The sequence below is a fragment of the Sporosarcina sp. ACRSL genome, from assembly GCF_022346605.1.
GTDB lineage: Bacteria > Bacillota > Bacilli > Bacillales_A > Planococcaceae > Sporosarcina.
In genome coordinates this window covers 13,778-37,533 of the sequence record NZ_JAKRNT010000006.1, presented here as the reverse complement: position 1 = coordinate 37,533, position 23,756 = coordinate 13,778, and the positions used below count along the sequence as shown (strand labels likewise).

The window sequence follows — 23,756 nt, the reverse complement described above, 5'->3', positions numbered from 1 at the left end:
GTTCCGGACGAACTACCGGGACAGCTTTTTCTAATGCTGATTTCGAACGATATGTAAAGCGCGTTCGAGCATTTTTGCATTTTTTTCGGTTATTTCCGCTTTACGTGGAATCGGTTCGTATAAAGGGTTCGGGTCTTCCCACGTTTCGATGAAAGGTACGGGAGAAGTGCTATGCCAAGCAGTCAGCCATTCATCCGGCAACCTGCCGGAAGGTATCGGAAATTGCTTCATGGCGAGCCATATATGAGACCAAGCCCTCGGTACGACACGCCATATATCATACCCACCACCGCCGACGGCAATCCAGCGTCCTTCGCAATAGCGCTCAGCAATCTCACGGGCGATGCGAGGAATTTGTTCGTATATCTTCATTGTTCCGTACAAATGGGTAAGGGGGTCAAAATAATGAGCATCTGCCCCGTTTTGCGTTAAAATGACGTCAGGCTTGAAAAACGCGGCAACCTCTTCGATGGCAGTCTTGTAAATATGGAGAAACGACTCATCCTCCGTAAACGCATCAATGGGGAAGTTGAAAGAAGTTCCATATCCTTCGCCGTTTCCGCGTTCGGTTATGGCCCCTGTCCCGGGAAAAAGATATCTTCCAGTTTCGTGAATGGAAAGAGTACAGACATTCGGATCATCATAAAATGTCCATTGTACCCCGTCGCCATGATGCGCGTCCGTGTCGACATAAAGTACACGTGCGCCATATTTTTTCTGGATATACTTAATGGCGACCGAGCTATCGTTATACACACAAAACCCAGATGCTTTTCCTTGGAATCCATGATGGAGACCTCCGCCTAAGTTCAAAGCATATTTCGATCTTCCTTCCATCACTTCGTCGACAGCAGTCAACGTTCCTCCGACAAGCATGGCACTCGCTTCGTGCATGTTTGGAAAAATAGGGGTATCATCTGTTCCAATCCCGTATACAGACCCTATATTTTCACTGATTAGTCCCTTGCCTGCCTTCTTGACAATGTCAATGAATTTTGGCTCATGAACTAATAGCAATTCTTCGTCAGTCGCAGTTCTAGGTTTGACAATATCTTTATCGGTTATAGCGTTGCTTTTTTTCAACAGATCCAATGTAAGTACGATCCGCTTTTGATTGAATGGGTGGGTGTCCGAAAATGAATAGCCAAGCTGTTCTTCTGAAAAAACGAATACGGCGTCCTTTTTCATTGGTCGATGCCCGGAACATTCGGCCATAAGACTTCAAATCCGTTGTTTCGTAACCCATCTATCACTTGGAGCGGATTCATTGTCTTAATGCGAATGACTAGAATTTTATTGTTTTCGTTTTCCTTATCTGGATACACAAGAACACTTAGCACGTTTATTTTATGTTCATGGAACACTTTGGACACTTCAAAGAGGATGCCTGGAATATTCGGCACACGGACTTCGATTTGTGAGCCCGGTTGGTGAACCCCAGTCAATTCAATATATTTATACAGTAAGTCCGTCTCTGTAATAATGCCAACAAGATTGCAATTGGAGAGGATCGGTAGACAACCGATATGGTTGTCATAAAAAATGACCGCTGCCTCTTCGACAAAATCCATTGGATGACCTGTGATAGGGTCTTTTGTCATAATTTCAGATAGTGGTATATTGTAAACGGTTACATCACATGACTTCGAATACAGGGAAGGAACCGCTTCTTTTAAGTCCCGATCAGTTACAATTCCAACGAGCCCCTCACGCTCCGAAACAATTGGGAGATGTCGGATTTTATTCTCCTGCATAACCGTCAAGGCGTCGTTCACCGTATGCTCCGGTGAAAGGGTGATTACCTTCCTTTTCATAATCTCTTCAATCAGCATTTCTAAAACCTCCTATCAATACATGAACCTGTTCATGAAGCGAAGGTGATCGAACTGTTCGATCGATTCCTGATCCACTCTCTTCCCGATCCTCGCCATGAGACAGTTTGCGGGATGTGAACTGATTTCCGGATCGTCTGTAGCGTAATATTCTAACCCACCTGCATTCATCATCTTTTCCATCACTTTTCGGTACTCCCACACGTTCAGTTTAGTCCCTTTCAAATCCCAATGCCAATAATACTCTGTCGTGAGAATAATATAATCTTCCATTGCATCGTCCATCATTGACACTTCAAGCAATGCCTTTCCGACTCCGCCGCTTCTGAACTTCGGGATTACTTCGATAGCTCCAAGCTCGATAAGATTTTCCATCTTTCCTTTTGACCATCTTTCCAGTGGATCGGGATACAAGTAAGTCACATACCCGACGATTTCATTCATGTGGCGGGCGATGAGTATTCTTCCTTCCGGAAGATCTGCAATTTCGATTAGCGCCTTGCGCTGTTGTTCGGGTGGTCTGAAAGCGACCAAATCTTCATGGAATTCAAGTTTTGCCAATTCGCTGCCCGAAATAGGGCCTTCAATTACGAGGTCGCCGTTTTTATGTTTGACTTCCATCGCATTATACGTCTTCCGATGTTCCAATCTTATCACCGTCCTACTAGTAAATTGACCTTATTATCAGTATACAACAATTATCTACGAGACTAATAACTTCTTCGTGACGAATTAATCAATAATACTAAAGATATTAATTTATTAGCAAATACAGAATAAATAATGTAGAATAAGAAAGATAAATGTTTCACGAAAGGGTGATAGGAATGGAGAATAACATTTTGCCTGTAATGCAGGGGGATTATCATTTACAGGATTATGACCAAACAGCGAAGGATTTTACATGGTCTGACGCAGAGAAGGAATTCAGCTGGCATGAGACCGGGCTTATCAACATCGCACACGAGGCTGTAGATCGTCATGCGAATTCCTATCGGAAAAATAAAGTGGCTCTGTTTTACAAAGATGCGAATCGCAAAGAAGCGTATACGTATAATGAAATGAAAAGAATGTCGAATAAAGCCGCGAACGTTTTAACAAACAACTCAACATTGGAAAAAGGGGATCGTATATTCATTTTCATGCCTCGTTCTCCTGAATTGTACTTCGCGATACTCGGCGCATTGAAAATGGGGACAATCGTCGGGCCGCTATTTGAAGCGTTCATGGAAGGCGCCGTTTTTGACAGACTTTCCGACAGTGAGGCGAAAGCGATCGTAACGACTCCGGAATTATTGGAACGAGTTCCTGTCGACAAATTACCACACTTAGAGACAATCTTTTTAGTTGGTGAAAATATAAAAGAAGATAAAACATATATAGATTTCAAGAAACACGTAAAGAATGCATCGCCGTATTTCCAAGTAGAATGGCTCGATCGGGAGTCTCCGACACTGCTTCATTATACGTCAGGCTCCACCGGGAAACCGAAGGGCGTTTTACATGTACAAGAAGCTATGGTTCAGCAATTGCAAACGGCACGCTGGGTATTGGATTTGAGGGATGAAGACATTTTTTGGTGCACCGCGGACCCTGGTTGGGTAACAGGGACGGCATATGGGATTTTCGGACCAATGCTTGCAGGTGCAACATCGCTTATAGTCGGAGGAAGGTTTTCGACAGATAGCTGGTATGAAGCGATTCAAGAGTATGGTGTAACGGTATGGTACAGTGCACCGACAGCGTTCCGGATGTTGATGGGAGCTGGTGCGGGGCCATTGGAGAAATACGATCTATCATCCTTGCGCCATATTCTGTCAGTCGGAGAACCGTTGAATCCGGAAGTCATCCGTTGGGGGATGGAAGTCTTTAAACTGCGAATTCACGACACTTGGTGGATGACAGAAACAGGTGCACAAACGATCTGCAACTTCGCATCATTGCCAATTAAGCTGGGCTCTATGGGTAAAGCTGTTCCAGGCATTGAAGCGGCAATCGTCGATGATCGCGGGCAAGTATTGCCACCGAACCGGATGGGCAACTTGGCGATTAGAAAAGGCTGGCCCGCAATGATGCGGAAAATTTGGAATAACCCCGAGAAATATGATTCGTATTTTTTAAATGATGAATGGTATGTTTCCGGAGATTCCGCTTATATGGATGAAGACGGCTATTTCTTCTTCCAAGGACGCGTCGATGATGTTATTATGACAAGCGGCGAGCGAGTTGGGCCATTTGAAGTGGAAAGCAAGTTGCTCGAACACCCTGCGATTGTGGAGGCGGGAGTCATTGGAAAACCCGACCCGGTACGGGGCGAAATCATTAAAGCTTTTGTCGCGCTCCATGAAGGATATGAGCCTTCTAAAGAATTGGAGGAAGACATTAAACAATTCGTGAAGAAGGAACTTGCTGCCCATGCAGCGCCTAGGGAAATTGAGTTCAAGGACAAGCTTCCGAAGACAAGAAGCGGTAAAATCATGCGCCGTGTGTTGAAAGCGTGGGAATTGAACTTGCCGACAGGCGATTTATCGACAATGGAAGATTAAGAAAAGGGACTCCTCATTTGGGAGTCCCTTTTATCTATACGTCTTAATCGTCATCATCATCATCTGAAGGAGGTTTATTGTCTCCTCCATTGTTGCCATTTCCGTTATTTCCGTTATTGCCTCTGTTGCCATTACCGTTGTTGCCACTATTACCATTTCCACTGTTACCGTTAGTTCCACCATCATTGCCATTCCCATTATTTCCGCTGTCATTATCGTCACCATTTCCTTCATTTCCTGGCGGTGTTGTTGGTGAAGTATTCTCGTCATCCGGCGTTTGTGTTGGCGGCGGATCTGGAGTGTCTACTTTTACGATATTGGAGCCTCCCGATAAGAGTCCAGTAATATCGACTGCTCTTACATAATACTCTCCTGGGCCGACAGTAAGCGAAAGGGCGGATCCATCAATGATCGTCGCAATCCGTTCATTGTTCCGGTATACGTAATAGCCAATAACGTCGTTGGAAGGCGATTCCGACCAAACCAATGACGTTCCGTTAAGGGAGGCGCTAACTCCTTCCGGTGCTACATCATCGGCAGGGAAGACCGCCCCTGACACGACATTTGACGAATAGACAGACATGGAAGGAAACAGTTTCGATGCATCTCCGCCCCAAGGTCCGAGCATTCGGTCGATGAAATCTTGGCTTACTCCTGTTCCACCCGAAACGATGAATTCAGCCGGAGTAGACGGAAGTGCCAAATAACGACTTCCTTTGACTGACACATACGAAGCAGAAATAATACTGTCGTCCGGTTCTGTCGGAAGCATGACTTTTGAATTGAACAAGTCTGATCTTACGAGTCCAGCCGCTGTACATTCGGCAGATGGTGCCAATCCGGAAATGCCGCAGAAAGGTTTAGACACTACATCTTCAGGCTGCTTAAAGGTGCTTTCTGCACCGACCAGGTCTGGCCTCACTTCGTTTGCTGCGTTCATCAGCCTGCCGAATAACATCGATGTACGTGTAGTAGGGTGCATTTGACCTGATCCACGCGTATACAGTTTCCGTGATAGGTCGTAATAACCGAACCATAATCCCATTGAAACATTAGGATTATAGCCGACAAACCAACTATCTCCATATCCATTCGTAGTACCTGTCTTCGCGGCCAAATCAGTTTTAAAATTCATGAAACGAGGCAACTGTTGCCCTGTTCCTCCGGGCTTCAAAACGTCCCGTAGCATATCGGTGACGATATATGCTGTTTCGGGGCTGAATACATCGACAGGTTCGATTTCATGTTGATAGACGATGTTGCCTGACATGTCCTCGATGCGTTCGATCATATACGATTGAATGAATTTCCCACCGTTTGCAAATGTGGCGAATGCATTCGTGTTCTCTTCCACGCTGACGCCAATTTTCATTCCACCGAATGAGGTGGACGGGTTTACATAGTCTTCAGGGTGCAACTGTGAAAAATTCATCTTCTCTAGAAATTGAGCAGGGCGTTTATCGAGAATCTCCTTATACAATCTGGCAGTCGGTAGATTCAGTGATTCAGCCAAAGCTTGTCTTGCCGGAATGATTCCGTTTTCCACATTGGCATTATAGTTTGAAGGAGCCCAAGTGCCAGAGCCATCTGGAATTTCAAACTTAACATCGACGACCGGGCTTCCTGCGCCGATAACACCATACTCAATTGCGGGTGCATAGACTAGAAGCGGTTTCATCGCTGAGCCGTTGGACCGATGAGTTTGCGTAGCGTAATTCGTATTAATAAGTTGGTGATCTCGTCCTCCGATGAAGGAAAGGATCCTTCCGGTATTATTTTCAATCATGATTGCACCAACTTGAACGGGGTTATCCTTTAAAATGGTTTCCCCAGTACTGTAATCCTTCTCTTCCCTTGTATACGTAAATCCGTAATGTTCGAATTCATTTCCTACTTTCACCATTTCGTCATATAGATCTTTTTCGATAGTCGAATAGATCCGATATCCACCAGTCCGCATCTCACGTTCCGCAAGTATTCTATATTTTTCTTTGACTTTTTTATCTTCCTCAACCCGTTCCGGATCGAGACCGTCTTTTTCAGCCAATATTTTAGCGAGAATCTGGATGGTTCTTTCCTGAATTTCCTGCGTCAAATAGGGATACCTTTCATTTGCGCGTCGCATCTTTTCACGGAAATCCTTCGTAATATCATAAGCGATCGCTTCTTCGTATTGCTTATCCGTAATATAGCCGGTTTCCTTCATACGGAAAAGAACCGTCTTCATCCTGTCGATTCCAGGCTTAATATTTTCCTCCTTCTTCAAACCTCCGCCATAATAGTTGCTTAAGAAAGGAGTGTAGGCAAATGGTGCTTGCGGTATTCCCGCGATATAAGCCGCTTGCGGGAGATTAAGGTCTTTGGCTTTCACGCCGAATATTCCCTCTGCAGCCGTTTCGATGCCCGCGATATTTTGTCCCATCGCATTTCTGCCATATGGAATGATGTTTAAGTATGCTTCGAGAATCTCCTCTTTATCCATGAAATGTTCAAGTCGCATAGCAAGGAGGATTTCTTTCGCTTTCCGTTCATATGAAACCTCATTCGTCAAAATTTGGTTTTTAATAAGCTGTTGGGTAAGTGTTGAACCTCCCGTTTGATTGGATGAATTCGTCACGTCTTGAAAAAGTCCCCGGAATATTGCTTTTGGAACAATTCCATTATGCGTCTCGAAATATTCGTCTTCCGTTGCCAAGACAGCGTCGATGACAAATGGGGAAACATCGTCTAGCTTTGTTTCCTTCCGCTCAATATCTGCACTGACTTTACCTAAATAAATATTATTGGCAAAATAAATTTCCGATGTCTCTTCGTAATTGAAGATATGGCCCCGCATCTCTTCTTTGGATCGTAGCGGTTCTTTCGCGACAAGTGAAGCGAAATATCCGGCACCGACCGACGCGGCAAATACGCCGAGTGTCAGCCCAAAGACAAGGAAGAGTAGAAACAGATTCCAAATGACTCCGGATGTAATGCGAATTCCCTTTGCCCATCCTTTGCTCTTCAATGATTCAAATTTTTCCTCTATAAGATCGATCCTATTTTTACGTTTTTCGCTCAAGTTCATCCCCCCTAAAATCCTTCCTATTATAGCACATTTCGTGGAAATCAATAGAAAATGTTTGACAATGCGCAAATTTAGACTACAATAAGGTTTATATCATTTTTCACACGTTGAAAAAGCCGAAGTAGTGGCGTTTGATCCGTCTAGAGAGGCAGCGGTTGGTGGAAGCTGTCCGGTAGAACGTTTGCGAATTACAGCTTTGGAGTGTGACGCGTACGCGGCGATAATGCGTCTAAGAGCGGAGAATTTATAAGTTCTCAAGCCGGGTGGTACCGCGTTAGTTGACAATGTGTCTAACGTCCCTGCATGATTCAATATTGAATCATGTAGGGACTTTTTCAATTTATAGGAGGGATTACAGTGAAAAGCGAATTGCTCGAAGACTTGAAATGGAGAGGGCTTTTATATCAGCAGACGGATGAGGAAGGCCTTGAGAAAGTATTAAACGAAGAAAAAATTTCATTATATTGCGGTGTCGACCCGACGGCAGACAGCATGCATATTGGACATATCGTTCCTTTATTAACGTTGCGCCGCTTTGCACTGCATGGCCATCGCCCGATTCTTTTAGTCGGCGGAGCGACAGGGATGATCGGTGACCCGTCTTTCCGTGCCGACGAACGTCAGCTTCTAACTGAAGAGCAAGTTGAGCAAAACGTGGCTGGACTTCGGAAGCAATTCGAAAGGTTATTTGACTTCAATGGTGAGAGCGGAGCAGTCCTCGTCAACAATAATGACTGGATGGGCAAAATGAGTGCTATTGATTTCCTTCGGGATTATGGAAAATTGCTCAGCGTCAATTATATGCTTGCTAAAGAGAACGTTTCCTCGAGGCTCGAAACAGGAATTTCGTTTACTGAATTCTCTTATATGCTCATTCAAGGTCTTGATTTCAACCATTTGTACAATAATTATGGTTGCCGTGTACAAATCGGCGGATCCGATCAATGGGGTAATATTACAACAGGTCTTGAAATCATCCGCAAGACACATGACGAAGAAGCGAAGGCATTCGGTATTACGATTCCACTCGTTACAAAAGCGGATGGTACGAAGTTCGGTAAAACGGCGGGCGGATCTGTATGGTTGGATGCAGAAAAAACATCTCCTTATGAGTTCTACCAATTTTGGATTAACACAGCTGACGCGGATGTCATCAAGTACTTAAAAATCTTCACATTCATGTCACGTGAAGAAATCGAAGCATTGGAAGTTTCCGTGCAAGAAGAACCGCATTTGCGTAAAGCGCAACAAGCACTTGCTGAAGAAATGATGCGCCTTATCCATGGTGAGGAAGCGCTTGAACAGGCAATTCGCATTTCAAAAGCATTGTTCAGCGGCGATTTGAAGGCGTTGACAGTTGCGGAAATGAAAGACGCGTTCAAAGATGTGCCGACATCCGAAATGGAAAAGGCTGATAAAAACATCGTCGATTTCATCGTCGAAGCAGGTGTCTCCTCTTCGAAACGCCAAGCGCGTGAAGATGTGACGAACGGTGCTATTTCATTAAACGGAGAAAAAGTGACGGACCTCGCATACGAAGTTACGGCTGCAGATCGTTTGGATGATGCATTCACAATCGTCCGCAGAGGGAAGAAAAATTATAAAATGGTGAAATTCATCTAAAGCAAAAAGGCCATTCCTAAGAAGGGATGGCCTTTTTGTATGCGGAAAAGGGGGAGTTGGTGGTAAACGTCCGAGAGTCAGTGATAAACCGTGAAGAGTCGGTGATAAAATGCGCCAAGTAGGTGGTAAAGATCCAAAAATCGTTGGTAACCATATTTTTAGCGAGATATTTACGCTTTCATCTTCGCTGCCGCACGTTTTCGTGGCGCCGGCTTCTTCTTTTTCGTCTTATCAAGAGAAGCCTGCAAAGCAGCCATCAAATCGGTTGTATTCGAAGGTGAAATTGCCTGCTTCTCGGTTTTAGCAACCGTAACATTGCCTGCTTTTTTCTCTTCAATTAATTCCATAAGTGCAGTTCTGTACTCGTCCGTATATTTATCAGGTTCGAAAACCGTCGTCAATTGTTCAACTAACAATAGGGCGGTATCGAGTTCTTTTTTTACGACAGTTCCTTCATCAGGAATATTCGGGACGTCCTGCACGTTTCGCACCTCGTCCGGGAAATGGATCGTTTCCATTAATAAAGCATCTTTATAAACCCGTACGACCGCCAGTTGCTCCTTCGAACGGATAATAATTTTTGCCACACCGATTTTTCCGGATTCCTGCAAAGCTTTCCGCAATAACGCGTATGCTTTCCCGCCGTTCGCATCGGGTGCCATGAAATAGCTTCTTTCAAAATAGATCGGATCGATCTCCTCTAACTTCACAAAATCAATAATCTCAACAGCTTTGTCTTCATTTTCCTTCTTCAGCTTTTCAAGATCTTCCTCATCGAGCACGACAAACTTGTTTTTTGTATACTCATACGCTTTTACAATGTCTTCGTTTTTCACTTCTTTATCACAAATTGGGCATACTTTTTGATAACTGATCGGAGAATGGCACTCCTTGTGAAGTTGTCTCAATTTAATATCGTTGTTCTCCGTGGCGGAATGAAGCTTGATCGGAATATTGACGAGACCAAAACTGATGCTGCCTTTCCAAACTGTATGCAATGAATTCACCCGCTTTTATTATTAGTATGGAAAGCTGACGGATTCCTATGTATACGAAATGTGTTCAGTTAAACAATAAGAAAAGTCACGTGAAATTTATACATAAAAACTTGGAGCGATAAACGAATGAAACCAATGTTAATGATGGATGCAGATGAAGTACCTGTAGGGAAAGATTGGCTATACGAAACGAAGTACGACGGATTTAGGGCGATTCTTCAATGGGATAAAGAGGGAGTTCAGCTGTACAGTCGAAATGAAAAATTGTTGAATGCTATGTTTCCGGAAATTATAGACGCTTGCCGTCGAATTGAATATGTCGTGAAGCCGTACCTTCCAATTGCATTTGACGGTGAAATTGTCTGTTTACAAAACGATTACAGAAGTGAATTTTCCTTCGTTCAAACAAGGGGACGGATGCGAAAGAAAGAGGTCGTCGGTGAACATGCGAAAATATTTCCGTGCCAATATATCGTTTTCGATCTTATCGCTTTAAAGGGTAAAGATATGGCCTTGACAACACTTGAGAAAAGGAAAGCTCAACTGAATAAGTGTTTTGAAAAAATAGGGCTGCCGACTAAAGTTCAGTATCGGCACGAGAGCTCAATTCAATTAATCGAAACGTTCACAGACGAAAAGGAATTGTGGGATCTTATTCGACTGAACAATGGGGAAGGTATTGTCACCAAGCATAAGAAAAGTATATGGAGCAATGAAAAACGGACGAATCAATGGTTAAAAGTGAAAAACTGGCGGCTAGTTACAATTATTGTAACGCAATATGAACAGGTAAATGGATTCTTTACAGGAGCTATCTATAAGGAAGGTCAGCTTCATGAGGTTGTGACTTTCAAACACGGTATGTCTGAAGAGGAGATGAAGACGCTTAGTGAATTGTTTCTCGCAAATGGGGAACGCAAAGGCAATTCCGTTTATGAAATTGCGCCATCCATTTGTGCAAATATAAATTGCATCAGCTTTGACGGGAAGCATTTGCGTGAGCCGCGGTTTCATTCCTTTCAATTCGAAATAGACCCGGAAGATTGTAATTGGAAGGCTATGCTGCGGCAGTTGAACCCGATTCCAGACAACGTCCAAATTACACATCCGGACAAGCCTGTTTGGCCAAAGGGCGGCAGCTTGAATAAGGATGATTACCTGCTTTATTTACAAACGGCAGCACCGTTTATGCTCCCATTCCTTGAAGAACGTCATCTCACACTCATCCGTTTTCCACACGGAGTGCCGGGTGAAAAGTTCTATCAAAAAAGCGTTCCGGATTATGCTCCTGATTTCGTGAAAACGTCAAAAGATGAAGATATCGACTATATCGTTTGCAATGACATCATGACATTGCTATGGCTTGGCAATCAACTCGCACTCGAATTCCATATTCCTTTTCAGACGATCCATACAAAAAAGCCGACAGAAATCGTATTTGATTTGGACCCGCCTTCCGTAGATGAATTTTCTCTCTCTGTCGAAGCAGCAGTACGCTTAAAGGCGATTTTCGACCAATTCCAACTGACATCCTTCATCAAAACGTCCGGCGGCAAAGGACTGCAACTTTATATACCGCTCCCATTCAATACGTTCACATATGCAGAGACACGCATCTTCACAAAATTCGTTTCCGACTTTTTATGCGAGCAAGAACCACAATGGTTTACGACCGAACGGCTGAAGAACAATCGGGGAAACAAACTGTACGTGGACTATGTACAGCATCACGAAGGAAAAACAATTATCGCGCCCTACTCACCGAGAGGAACCGAACTGGCAACAGTCGCAACCCCGTTGATTTGGGAAGAGGTAAGCGACTCATTAAGACCTGAGCAATTTACGATAACGAGCGTAATCGAACGGATGAAAACAATGGGTGATCCATTTCGCGAATTTAAGCAGGTGGGGGAAACCCAGCCGTTTGCAGTTGTGCTCGAGCAGTTGAAAGAAGTGTGAGAGAAAAAGATCCCTCCGAAATTGTAAAAGCAAAATCGGGGGGGATTTTAAAAAGCGGCAACTACTAATCTATGCTCTTTGTTCATTATTTACAAAAAGCAGAATTTTATGATAAAGTTTACGATATATGTTATGTTTCATATAGAAAGGATAGTTCACTAGACAATCATGGAGAAGGGGAGGTTTATTATGGAGGTTCCATTAATTTTAACTCAGTTCCTAGATCATGCGGTTAAACTTTATGGAGATAAGAAAGCCATTATTGGTGATGACCGAGTATTTACTTATCGGGAAATGAATGAACGTGTCAATCAGTTGTCAAATGGTCTTCGCAAGTTAGGTGTGAAAAAAGGGGATCGCGTTGCATATCTAGCACCAAATAGTATAGAGATGCTGGAAGGCTTTTATGGTGTGTTTCAGCTAGGGGCCATTATGGTGCCATTGAATATTCGCTTAAAACCACAGGATTATCTCTTTATTTTGAATCATAGTGAATCTAAAGTTTTGTTTGTAGATCAGGATTTATATAATTTAATCATTCCTATTAAAGAAAAACTAGAAACCGTTGAGACGATTATCGTTCACTATCATAATGGTACATGTGACGAAGTAAACTATGATGATTTTTTGCAAGCGCATTCAAAAGAAACTTTTGAACGGGAACCGTTAGAAGAAACCGATGTGTGCAGCTTGCTTTATACGAGTGGAACAACCGGAAATCCGAAAGGCGTGATGTTGACGCATCGCAATAATTACATACATGCCTTAACGTGCATGCATCATTTACGAGTTACGGATGAAGATGTTCTAGCACATGTGCTGCCAATGTTCCATGTGAACGGTTGGGGCTCACCATTCTACTATACAGCAAACGGATCAACGCAAGTCTGTTTACGAAAGTCTTCTCCAGAAAATATTTTTGATGCCATTAAGAAACATGGTGTCACCGTCATGCATATGGCTCCGACAGTGTTAAATTCATTGATACAATATTACGAGAAACACCCGCTGAAAACTGAACAAGATATTCGCTTATTCATAGCCGGTTCAGCACCACCTGCAGCATTTGTCACGAAAGTGGAAGAGGAGCTAGGTTGGGAGTTCATTCAAGTATACGGCATGACGGAATCGAGCCCGTTAACGACCATCTCAAGAATACGCTCTCACTTCGATGATTTTTCACTAGAAGAACGGTCTCACATAAAAGCAAAAGCGGGATACCAAATGATTGGCACAGATGCGAGAGTTGTTAATGAAGTAGAAGAAGAAGTGGCCTGGAACGGACAAGAAATTGGGGAACTCATTGTCCGTGGAAATGGCGTCATGAAAGGCTATTGGAAAAATGAAGAAGCGACGATGGAAACAATTCGTAATGGCTGGCTCTATACTGGGGACATGGCCGTTGTCGACGAGTATGGACATATTGGAATCGTCGACCGGAAAAAAGACGTCATTATCTCGGGGGGAGAAAACATTTCTTCCATTGAAGTCGAAGGTGTTCTATATGACCATCCTGCTATCCTGGAAGCGGCAGTCATAGCAGTTCCGCATGAAAAATGGGGGGAAACACCTCATTCCTATGTAGTTTTACGTCCAGGGCAAAAAGCCACGGAAGAGGAACTGATCCAATTCACAAGAGAAAAGCTTGCTCACTTTAAAGCGATTACGGGAGTCACCTTTGTAGAGGAACTACCTAAAACAGCTTCCGGTAAGATTTTGAAAGTCCAGCTGCGCAATGACTACTGGGAGTCGGTTGGGAAAGCGGAGAAGTTTGTTAATTAAACGGATAACGTGACCATCTGCCGTTAATAAAACAATTTCTGAAATTAAATACTTGAGTTAAAATAAAGGTGACTAATAAGTCGCCTTTTTTTACATATTACAATTAGCAATGTGAATGCTGTAATTTTTGAAAGGAGAAATACTATGGAACAAAAAAACAATACTCCGAAATCGATTGATGAATATATTTTACAATATCCTCATGAGATTCAAGTAATACTAAATACATTAAGAAAGGTTATAAAGGAAACAGCACCAACTGCTGATGAAAAAATAAGCTACGGAATGCCTACTTTTGTTCTAAATGGAAATTTGGTGCATTTTGCTGCATTCAAAAACCATATAGGGTTTTATCCAACTCCAAACGGAATTAATAGATTTAAGCAGGAATTATCGGAATATAAGACATCGAAAGGCGCAGTGCAATTTCCTATAGGAAAACCCATTCCTTATGAATTAGTTAGTAAGATCGTGAAATTTAGAGTTGACGAGAATAATAAAAAGGCTGAAGAAAAAATATTAAAGAAGAAATAATTTCATTGTTTCATGCTCTAAATCAACAATACCCAGCTTTTCTTTGCAAAATGAAAAAACCTTAAAACGCTGAGTTAACAACATTTCAAGGGTTTTAATTGCAATAGATTGCTTAATGCATTGCATCATAAGATTATGGCGTAAACAGTTTCCAATGCCCTTCGGATACAACTTCGACCGCGCCATCGATCACTTTGATGGCGGTTTGATCATCTATTGCATACGCCGGCCCCTGCATTTCGGCGGCCCATTTCTCCGCATTAGCCATTGTGTTATACGGCAGCATCTCGTGATCCAGATGCGGGAACATTGCAAAATCAACAAGACCCAGCGTTTCATCACTACCGTTGGGCGGGGTCCAGCCAACGAAGAATTCCCCGATGTTAGGCGCCATTACCATACTCCCTGCACTCATTCCCACATAAACTGCTTGCAGCGTCGGCAAGAGGTCTGCCAGCCCGGATTGCCGCATCCAGTGGCACAGGTAGAGAGCGTCGCCACCTGAAACCAGCAGGACATCCGTCTCCTGGATCAGCGGCACCCAGCGGTCTTCGTCGATGCTTGGGAGTGCTGTAAGCTCCAGCACGCCAACGGACTTCCAACCCAGGCCGACCATGGAATCGGATTTCCCACTGATGAACTCCCAGGCTTTGACACCGGGGCCGACCCAAGGGTGACCGTACATCGCAGTGGGGATGCAATGAGCGCTGGACTCGGCGATAGGCTTGCCCAGCATATCCACCAATGCGTCATGTATACTTTTGTTATTGATGCCTGCGGATGTAAGCAGAAATTTCATAAACTCAACTCCTCCTCTTTGTGTGCGTCTAACGTTTAATTCTTGAGACTATTCAAATGAGGTTGTTGATGTCTAATGGGACAGCTTAGGCTGGTACAAGAGCCTAACGGACACCATATTGTTGTCGATCTTATTAAGACCCTTTATCGATATTCGTATGCAGCTGCATGTTGTATCTTAATGTAAGCACTAGTGTGTAGCAAGAGTCAAGAGTAGACTCAAATTCGCTTGGATTGAGCCAGGAAGTCGAAAAATGTTGCGATTTCACACTTTCATTTTCTAAGATGACTGTGCCTCATCAGCTGATGGGGATGTTATTGTTAGAGCAGGTGAATCGGGGGGTTAGGATTTATCGGGGCGAACCCTACCATAAGTTAATGAAGTTTTTAAATTTTTCTCCAGGCTAATAGCGAATTTGTAATATTTTTAAATATATCATACCTATGATGGCATATTCAGCTACGAAGAAGGGAAGATCTGGTTTGGCGACGATGCCAAAACGTATTATATGATGGGGGATTTAATTAATGATGTACAAATTCATCCTTAAATAAAAATGTAGTAACAGGAAAAGACTACCTTCGTTTGGGAAGAGGTAGTCTATTCCTGTTACATAAACATGTAAACTTAATTATTTTTCGCAGTAACAGTAACTTCGGCTGTATTATTTGCTTTATCAGTAGCAGTTACAATTAGCTCAGTGTTATTTTTTACATCCTTAAGGGAGATACTGAATCTGCCGTCTGGATTTACAGTTGTACTTCCTAGCGATCCACCCTTCGTTCCATTACTGTTTTTCGAGTAAACTTCAATTGCCGCACCTGGCTCGGCATCCCCTGTAACAGTTGCTGTATTCTGGCTTGGAGTGGTTTTGGCTGTCACATTTGTTAAACTAGGTTTCGTTTTATCAATCGAAAAGGTAACAATTGTTTCGTTCCCGGCTTCGTCTCTTACTACAAGTGTATGTGTTCCTTCAGCAGAAACAACAGTGCCAGAAAGGAAAGTGTTTCCGTCCAAAGTCGCCATTCCTTCGTTAAACGTAGGAGTAACATCCACATTATAATATTGATTGTTTACTACACCGCTCACAACTGGAGCTGTTTTATCAATTGTAAATGAAACAGTTGACACATTTCCTACTGCATCAGTCACCACTAAAGTATAGCTGCCTTCAACTGAAACAGTTGTTCCAGAAGTAAATGCTTCTCCATTCAATAAAGCCGTCCCTTCATTGAAGGTAGGAGTCACATTGGTATTATAAGCGAATCCATTTACAACATTGCTTACAACTGGAGGTGTTTTATCGATATTGGTGATCGTAATGGTTACTACAGTTACATTTCCTGCTTCATCTCTTGCGACAAATTCAAATTCGCCATTCTCTTCGAAGGTATGGCTAGTTGTGTTTAATGTCCCTTCATTTGTCGTTACAGTAACAACCACATCCTGATTTGTTGGATCTGTATTGTAAGGATTTACCGTAATAACTGGAGGTGTTTTATCGATATTGGTGATCGTAATGGTTACAACAGTCTCATTTCCTGCGTCATCCCTTGCAATGAAGTCAAATGAACCATTCTCCGTGAATTTATGACTTGTTGCATTTAGTGTTCCTTCATTAGTTTCAGCAGTTACAATCACATCTTGGTTTGTCGGTGAAGTGTTGTAACTGAACACTGTGATAACTGGTGCAACTTTATCGATATTTGAGATTACGATTTTTTTCTTTGTTTCATTCCCTGCCCGGTCAGTAGCAATGAATTCAAACTCGCCATTTTCCTTGAAAGTATAGCTTTCTGCGTTTAATGTACCAGGTTCGTTCATGCTCACGTTTACTGTGATATCTTGATTTGTGGGACTAGTAATATAATCCTCAACGATTATTTCAGGTGGAACTTTATCAATATTTGTAATGGTAACTGGAAGCTCAGTTACATTTCCTGCACGATCTGTCGCAATAAATGTAAATGTGCCATTTTCTGTGAAGGTGTGGCTTGGCGTATTCAGTATGCCTTCTTCATTCATGCTTACTTCAACCGTAATGTCTTTGTTTGTCCAGTCTGTGTTATAAGGTTTCACCGTAATTTCCGGAGCAACTTTATCAATATTAGTAATATGGACAGTATGTCGTGTAACATTCCCAGCAAGGTCTGTCGCAACGAATTCAAAACTGCCGTTTTCTGTGAAAGTGTAGCTTTCTTCATTTAGTGATCCGGCTTCATTCATGCGAGCAGTGACCGTAATATCCTGATTCGTCCATTCTGTTGAATACTCACTAATTGTGATGACAGGGGCAATCTTATCTATATTCTGCACACTTATTTGTGCTGTCCCTGTGTTTCCGGCCCTGTCAACAAAGAGAAATTCAAACTCACCGTTTTCTGTAAAGGTGATACTAGGAGAACCATTGTTGTTAAGGATCGTGACCTCTTCACTAGGTTCGATTGTCACTACTACATCCTGATTTGTAGGTTTATCAGTTGAATAGAGTACCTTGGCAGTCGGAGCAATTTTATCGATGTTTGCTACGTTTATTTCAGCTTGGCCTGTATTTCCGGCTGCATCGACAAATTCTAAACTAACTTTTTGATTTTCTGAAAAAGTTAGAGTATATGTTTGATTATCCACTTTTGTATACGTAACTGTGTCTGGTAAATCCACAAGGTTTGTAATTGTAACTGGTTTAGTAAAAGTAAGAGTGGCCGTTACATCCTGGTTTGTAGGTTTGGTATAAGAGTATTCAAGTGAACCGACAGGAGCAACTTTATCGATATTTTTAACTGCCACATGGACCGACCCTGTATTTCCAGCTCTGTCTTTAAATTTTAGTTCAAAACTTCCATTTTCAGTAAACTTAAGAGTGGATGCATTACTGTCAAATTCTATTGTATCCGGTAACTCATCTAGATTCGTGTACGTTACTGGTTCTTTTGCTTTAATAGTTACAATGACATCCGTATTGATTGGGGAAGTTGTGGAATAGGAAACTTCAGCTTCAGGGGCTTCCTTATCAATATTGTCAATTGTCACTGTCCTCTCTGATGTATTACCAGCTAAATCCGTAGCGATAAAGGTAAAGCTACCGTTTTCGTCAAAGGTATGGCTGGCTGCATTAAGCGTACCCTTTTCATTGATGCTAGCAAAAACAGTGATGCTTTGATTCGTCCAATTCTTATTGTAGTCATTAAAAATAATGTCAGGTGGAGTTAAATCAACAGTCTGACTAACGGGTTGAGCACTTGTATGGACTGCGCCTGCATTTTTTCCATTTGGATAAACTGTATAGGCTTCAACTGTGATTTGCTCATCCTTCTTTTCAGACAGATTTTCTGAGTTTAATGTGTGGACATATTTGAATGACCAGGTCTTACCCGAAAGTTTTGTAGTTTCTGCATTTACTACTTTACCATTTACTTTTAGCTCCAGCTTTGGACCATCAATCTCAACAGTACCACTTAGCTGAACTGTGCTCGCATTGTCTACACGGGCAGGAATGGGGTTTAAAATAGTAACACCTGTGATTTTGTTTAGCTCTGTTCTGCCAGTAGCAACCTCCATTTTACCAGTGGAAACCTCTGCTTTACCTGGATTAGGCGCAGCGTGAATTGGCTGTGCAATGGAGCTAAAGACTATAGAACTTGCTAGAACAAGTGCACCTAATTTTTTACTCATTTGCTTGTTCATTTGTACTCCTCCTCATAAATAATGTTACAAAGGTAATTAAGAGGGCCGGTTACACTACTAGCTCCATATAACCCAAGTGTCCAGATAGTAGTCATATTTCAAAGCTTCCCTAAAACCTAGTATTTATCATTATGCTGATGGTGATTTGGTAATTCATAAATATCTTAAGCACGAATAAATTTATGTTGGGGCTGGGAAAACTGTCTTTTCATTTATCCTATGAACAATCAATACTTTAAAATAAATGAAATAGGTTATTGAGAAAATGTTTGGATATTCGAGTCTTTAATCAGCTATTTGATCTTAAATAAAGCAATATCCAAATCAAAATCTATTTATTGAATGACTTAACTATTAAACATAATTAATAACCTCATATAGATAAATTACGGCGAACCGTATCATAAGCAAATGAGGTTTTTAGGACAAAATAAAAGAACGATTGTTTTATTTAACAGACAATCGTTCTTTGAAATATTTATTTACTCCGGAATTGCATCTGTATCATAAATACCGAATAGCATGAACTCTGTCATACAGCTACTAGAAAAAAACCCCGAAATTGCAAATGCAATCTCGGGGTTTTCGTAAGGAAGCGATTAACGAGAGTAGAACTCAACGATAAGAGCTTCGTTAATTTCAGCAGCTAGTTCGCTACGCTCTGGGAGACGTACGAAAGTACCTACTTTTGTGTCTGGGTTGAATGAAACGTATTCAGGAACATAGTTGTTCACTTCAAGCGCTTCGTTTACAACATCCAAGTTTTGAGATTTTTCACGAAGAGAGATCTCTTGACCAGGTTTTACGCTGTAAGATGGGATGTCAACGCGTTTGCCGTCAACTAGGATATGACCATGGTTAACGAGTTGGCGAGCTGCACGACGAGTACGTGCAAGACCCATGCGGTATACAACGTTGTCAAGGCGAGTTTCAAGAAGGATCATGAAGTTCTCACCGTGTTTACCAGGCATTTTACCAGCTTTGTTGAACACAGTTTTAAATTGACGTTCGTTTACACCGTACATGAAACGAAGTTTTTGTTTTTCTTGTAATTGCAATCCGTATTCGGAAAGTTTTTTACGTTGAGTAGGACCGTGTTGTCCTGGTGCGTAAGGGCGTTTTTCGATTTCTTTTCCAGTTCCGCTTAGCGAAATGCCAAGACGACGGGAAAGTTTCCAAGATGGACCTGTATAACGAGCCATGAAAGACTCCTCCTCTGTTTTGGTTTTATTTTGTTGTAAAATAAGAACCAGATGTATTCAATCCGTGTGCCATTCTATAATCTTGCATCCTCGCCTCAGCAGCCTCAAGGTTACACGATGCACCTTACTGAAAGGTATAGACTGGACAACAGGGATCATACAACTGCTGCAACTATTTTACACAAGGAATATCATAACAATTATTCGAATGTGAGTCAAGCTCTTTTCATTAACAAGAAACTTGTGAGAAGAATCGAATGAAAAACTATTAATAATAGGTTTAATGTATTAGAATATTGTTACTAGGTATAAATGACGAGGGTGAAGGCAAATGACCGACCATGAAAAGATATTATATGAAGTGAAATGTTCAGTTTTCGATTTATTATCTAATCTGAACGAGGATTCCTCTTTGGAAGATATGCTTACGGCATTCAAAGAGGTATTCATGGAGCATTTCGAAATTGGGGAAGCTGAAATACTGCTGTATGACAATAACCGTTTCGTACCGTTATTCAAAAACGGCACTGCTCAGAAAGATAGTGGATCCGAACGGGAAACGTATACGAAAGATCATCCGATTTTCAATGTGTCATTCATATCACATGTTGCTGATCGGGAATATGAATTTGCGGATGACTCGCTCATCATCAGGGATGTCCAGCTTGCACCCCTCGCTGCGCTTTTATTTAAGGCGAGTGAGAAATGGCATGCATTTGCCCTCTCTTCACATTTAAAAGATTTGAAAAAAGTGTTCGGCATATATATTGGCCAAGTCGTGCAAATGTACCAGCTATCTGAAAAAGAGAGAACCTACCGCCACCTATTCGAAGTTGCCGAGCTTTTCAACTCTACAATGGAAATCGATGTCATCCTTGAAGGACTAATTGACGCAGTATCCGGATCGTTTCCGAATTTTCATGTTGATCTCCTCCTTTCCAATGAGCAAAAAGGGAAAACAAAAGAGTACCGTTTGTTTGACTATGCAAATGAAAGGGCTTCCGCCATCGATGCCTTTCTATCGGGGGATTTGACAATCGAGAATGCTTCCGATATTTCTAGTTGTTTGATGAATGCGCCTATCCGTGGAAGGCAAGGGATTTACGGTGTATTGCAAATGACCGCACCGAAAAATACGGAATTCACAATAACCGAGAAAAGCTTTATAAGGTCAATCGCGAATGCTGCCGGCAGTGCTCTTGAAAATGCCAGCCTCTACGACCAATCGCACCGGCTTGTAGACGATTTGCGTTTAGTGAATGAGGCGTCAAGGAAATTAAATAGTAATTTGGATCTTGACGAAATGATTGGTTTTCTCAAAAAACAATTTCTAAACGCATTCCGGCCGAATGAGATGGCATTTGTTTTTTTAGATGATGAATCTGGCTATTCCGTTTCGCCATCGAGTACTAGTTTCTTCACAACTGGTGAAGGTGAGAAGTATATACAAACAGCTTCTGCCCGTCTGCGTAACGGAGAAGATGCGATTTTTGATGCGAACTCTAAGTCATGCACGGATGAAACCGAAAGATTCAAATCGCTTGTCTCCATACCGATTAACAATGGCGGTGAAATGATCGGCTTCGTTATTCTTGTACATCGGGAAGAGTACTTTTTCTCGTTCGATAGTTTTAAATTGATGCGTTCGCTCATTGGTCATTCCTCGTTAGCCATTTCGAACATCATGCTGCGCGATCAATTGCAGGAGCTTGTCGATAAAGATCATTTAACTAAATTATTCACCCGTTCGTATTTGGACGATGTCGTCAACTCTACGATGGAAAATGAAGAATCAGGCGTCTTCCTTTTAATGGATGTAGATGATTTTAAATTGGTGAATGACTCTTACGGACATACGACCGGTGATACGGTATTGCAGCAAATCTCTTCATTTATCATGTCCATAGTAGAGGGATGGGGAATAGCAAGTCGATGGGGAGGCGAGGAAATTGCAATCTTTGTTCCATCGGCAACAATCGAAGATGGTATCGATCTCGCCCGACAACTTGTAGAGGGTGTACCAGAAGCAACTGATCCTCATGTAACCGTATCCATCGGCTTGAGCGCCTGGTCTCCGGATGACGGTAAATCGTATAAAGAACTTTTCCAAGCTACGGATCGGGCTTTATATCATGCGAAAAATTATGGGAAGAATCGATTCGTTCTGCATGGAGCGGCTTCGGCGATAAAATGACGCTGAAGTTGCTCTTTTTCTTTTGCTAGAAAGAGGGTAATATAATAATAGGAAATGTAAGTGCTTACAAAACTGAAGGGCGGAATGGAAATGAATAAACCAACACTCCACAAAGACACCCTCGTAATCCATGAAGGCTATGACGACGCAAAGCATCATGGCAGTTTGGCGGTCCCACTCTATCAGACTTCGACCTTTTCTTTTGAAAATGCAGTTCAAGGGGAAAGACGTTTTTCCGGTGAAGAAGCCGGCAACATTTATTCAAGGTTAGGCAATCCGACGGTACGTGCACTTGAAGAAAGAATGGCCTCGCTTGAAAACGGTGCGAGCGCTCTTGCTTTCGGTTCAGGAATGGCCGCAGTAAGCTCCATCCTTGTCCATTTGACAAAGGCAGGGGATCATATTATCTGCTCAAGAGGTATTTATGGATGTACGTTCGGCTTACTCAGAATCATGCAAGAGAAATATAATATTACACATAGCTTGATTACGATGAATCGTGAGGAAGACATTGAAAAAGCGATCACTCCGGAAACAGTATGCATTTACGTGGAAACACCGATCAATCCGACGATGGAATTAGTTGACTTGGAGATGGTCTGCAAAGTAGCCAAAAAACACGGATTGGTAGTCGTCGTTGATAACACATTCACGTCTCCTTATTTACAAAACCCGATTGATTACGGTGCTGATTTTGTCTTGCATAGCGCGACGAAATATATTAATGGACATGGCGATGTCATCGCGGGATTGCTCGTTGGAAAAGATGCCGGTGAAATGCAGAAGCTTAAAATGACTGTTCAAAAAGATTACGGAGGAATCATGTCCCCATTCGATGCATGGTTGCTCATCCGTGGGTTGAAAACGTTGCCTGTACGCATGGAAAGGCATACGGCAAATGCCGAAAAAATCCTTGCCTATTTAAAAAGCCAACCACTTGTCGAAAACATTTACTATCCGTTCGATCAAAGCAATCCTCAGTTTACAATAGCGCAGCGACAAATGAGAGCAGGTGGCGGGCTCATTTCATTTACAGTGAAAGGCGGAAAGAAAAACGCACAGTCCTTTATCGATAGCCTTTCTCTAATTAAAATTGCCGTCAGTCTCGGTGATGCAGAGACGCTCATCCAGCATCCGGCAACGATGACGCATTCAGGTGTGCCGGAAGCAGACCGTTTGCAGATGGGCATAACCGATTCACTTCTTCGTCTATCCGTCGGACTCGAACACCCGGACGATCTCATCGCCGACTTGGATTCTGCCTTCATTGCATTAGGGCAAAACCAATCGACACATGAATAAAAAATGAGGCTATCTAGAAAATCAGCAAAAACTGACTTTCTGTGATAGCCTTTTTACTTGAAATGAATGATGCAGGCTTACCAACCGTTGCTTTCCGTTCCAGGCGCACGCTTTCCGGGGGGCGGGCGGTGAGCCTCCTCGTCCGCTCCGCTTCCTGCGGGGTCTCACCTGTCCCGCTAATCCCCCAGGAGTCTGCGCCTTCCACTCCAAGCAACTTATAGTTGCAAGTAGTCC

Annotated in this window: 15 protein-coding genes, 1 pseudogene, 1 riboswitch and 1 other annotated feature; of the genes and pseudogenes, 8 read left to right on the top strand and 8 right to left on the bottom strand. The window is 42.5% G+C overall.

Annotated elements, in window-relative coordinates; translation table 11 throughout:
* Positions 1 to 30: 30 nt before the first annotated feature.
* The 3 genes from MHZ92_RS09855 to MHZ92_RS09845 are packed head-to-tail and all read right to left on the bottom strand — an operon-like array spanning position 31 to position 2,480.
* Complete coding sequence (locus MHZ92_RS09855) at positions 31 to 1,188, bottom strand: acetoin utilization protein AcuC (protein WP_239431522.1); 1,158 nt, start codon at positions 1,186 to 1,188, stop codon at positions 31 to 33.
* Positions 1,185 to 1,832, bottom strand: coding sequence for an acetoin utilization AcuB family protein (locus MHZ92_RS09850; RefSeq protein ID WP_239431521.1), 648 nt, complete (start codon positions 1,830 to 1,832; stop codon positions 1,185 to 1,187). Before MHZ92_RS09850 ends, MHZ92_RS09855 begins: the two co-directional genes overlap by 4 nt.
* Before the next feature lie 15 nt (positions 1,833 to 1,847).
* On the bottom strand, positions 1,848 to 2,480 hold the full coding sequence (locus tag MHZ92_RS09845) for a GNAT family N-acetyltransferase (protein ID WP_239431520.1): 633 nt from the start codon (positions 2,478 to 2,480) through the stop codon (positions 1,848 to 1,850).
* A 179-nt stretch (positions 2,481 to 2,659) separates the two neighbouring features.
* Between MHZ92_RS09845 and acsA the strand changes: the two genes are divergently transcribed.
* Positions 2,660 to 4,378: an acetate--CoA ligase gene (gene acsA / locus MHZ92_RS09840; RefSeq protein WP_239431519.1), complete on the top strand. Its 1,719-nt coding sequence runs from the start codon at positions 2,660 to 2,662 to the stop codon at positions 4,376 to 4,378.
* A gap of 43 nt (positions 4,379 to 4,421) precedes the next feature.
* Here the strand turns inward: acsA and MHZ92_RS09835 are convergent, their stop codons facing one another.
* Positions 4,422 to 7,439 carry a transglycosylase domain-containing protein gene (locus MHZ92_RS09835; protein WP_239431518.1) on the bottom strand — a complete coding sequence of 1,006 codons (3,018 nt, stop codon included), beginning with the start codon at positions 7,437 to 7,439 and terminating at the stop codon, positions 4,422 to 4,424.
* 104 nt (positions 7,440 to 7,543) lie between these two features.
* Positions 7,544 to 7,749: a binding site (T-box leader), on the top strand.
* 53 nt (positions 7,750 to 7,802) lie between these two features.
* On the opposite strand from MHZ92_RS09835, the gene tyrS reads away from it, so the two are divergent.
* Positions 7,803 to 9,068 (top strand): tyrosine--tRNA ligase, encoded by a 1,266-nt coding sequence (gene tyrS, locus MHZ92_RS09830; RefSeq protein ID WP_239431517.1) that lies wholly within the window; start codon positions 7,803 to 7,805, stop codon positions 9,066 to 9,068.
* Positions 9,069 to 9,238: 170 nt separating this feature from the next.
* On the opposite strand, the gene ku is transcribed toward tyrS, so the two are convergent.
* The gene (ku, locus tag MHZ92_RS09825; protein ID WP_239431516.1) at positions 9,239 to 10,066 is read right to left on the bottom strand and encodes a non-homologous end joining protein Ku; all 828 of its coding nucleotides are present in this window, start codon (positions 10,064 to 10,066) and stop codon (positions 9,239 to 9,241) included.
* A gap of 126 nt (positions 10,067 to 10,192) precedes the next feature.
* Between ku and MHZ92_RS09820 the strand changes: the two genes are divergently transcribed.
* The 3 genes from MHZ92_RS09820 (at position 10,193) to MHZ92_RS09810 (ending at position 14,341) form a co-directional block, all read left to right on the top strand.
* The gene (locus MHZ92_RS09820) at positions 10,193 to 12,025 is read left to right on the top strand and encodes a DNA ligase D (protein ID WP_239431515.1); all 1,833 of its coding nucleotides are present in this window, start codon (positions 10,193 to 10,195) and stop codon (positions 12,023 to 12,025) included.
* Positions 12,026 to 12,214: 189 nt separating this feature from the next.
* Positions 12,215 to 13,807, top strand: coding sequence for a long-chain-fatty-acid--CoA ligase (locus MHZ92_RS09815; protein WP_239431514.1), 1,593 nt, complete (start codon positions 12,215 to 12,217; stop codon positions 13,805 to 13,807).
* 144 nt (positions 13,808 to 13,951) lie between these two features.
* Positions 13,952 to 14,341 (top strand): iron chaperone, encoded by a 390-nt coding sequence (locus MHZ92_RS09810; RefSeq protein WP_239431513.1) that lies wholly within the window; start codon positions 13,952 to 13,954, stop codon positions 14,339 to 14,341.
* A 133-nt stretch (positions 14,342 to 14,474) separates the two neighbouring features.
* Here MHZ92_RS09810 and MHZ92_RS09805 read toward each other — a convergent pair whose 3' ends face one another.
* The gene (locus MHZ92_RS09805; RefSeq protein WP_239431512.1) at positions 14,475 to 15,140 is read right to left on the bottom strand and encodes a Type 1 glutamine amidotransferase-like domain-containing protein; all 666 of its coding nucleotides are present in this window, start codon (positions 15,138 to 15,140) and stop codon (positions 14,475 to 14,477) included.
* A gap of 212 nt (positions 15,141 to 15,352) precedes the next feature.
* Here MHZ92_RS09805 and MHZ92_RS09800 point away from each other — a divergent pair.
* A pseudogene (locus tag MHZ92_RS09800) lies at positions 15,353 to 15,547 on the top strand (23S rRNA (pseudouridine(1915)-N(3))-methyltransferase RlmH); the annotation flags it as partial.
* Positions 15,548 to 15,767: 220 nt separating this feature from the next.
* Here the strand turns inward: MHZ92_RS09800 and MHZ92_RS09795 are convergent.
* Positions 15,768 to 18,824, bottom strand: a complete 3,057-nt coding sequence (locus tag MHZ92_RS09795) for an Ig-like domain-containing protein (RefSeq protein WP_239431511.1) — start codon at positions 18,822 to 18,824, stop codon at positions 15,768 to 15,770.
* A 34-nt stretch (positions 18,825 to 18,858) separates the two neighbouring features.
* Positions 18,859 to 18,942: riboswitch (cyclic di-GMP riboswitch) on the bottom strand.
* Between the two features lie 481 nt (positions 18,943 to 19,423).
* Complete coding sequence (gene rpsD, locus MHZ92_RS09790; RefSeq protein WP_239431510.1) at positions 19,424 to 20,026, bottom strand: 30S ribosomal protein S4; 603 nt, start codon at positions 20,024 to 20,026, stop codon at positions 19,424 to 19,426.
* 331 nt (positions 20,027 to 20,357) lie between these two features.
* Here rpsD and MHZ92_RS09785 point away from each other — a divergent pair, with 331 nt between their 5' ends.
* Together MHZ92_RS09785 and megL are read left to right on the top strand one after the other, a co-directional pair.
* Positions 20,358 to 22,220 (top strand): sensor domain-containing diguanylate cyclase, encoded by a 1,863-nt coding sequence (locus tag MHZ92_RS09785; RefSeq protein WP_239431509.1) that lies wholly within the window; start codon positions 20,358 to 20,360, stop codon positions 22,218 to 22,220.
* A gap of 90 nt (positions 22,221 to 22,310) precedes the next feature.
* Positions 22,311 to 23,522: a methionine gamma-lyase gene (gene megL / locus MHZ92_RS09780; protein WP_239431508.1), complete on the top strand. Its 1,212-nt coding sequence runs from the start codon at positions 22,311 to 22,313 to the stop codon at positions 23,520 to 23,522.
* Positions 23,523 to 23,756 lie beyond the last annotated feature (234 nt).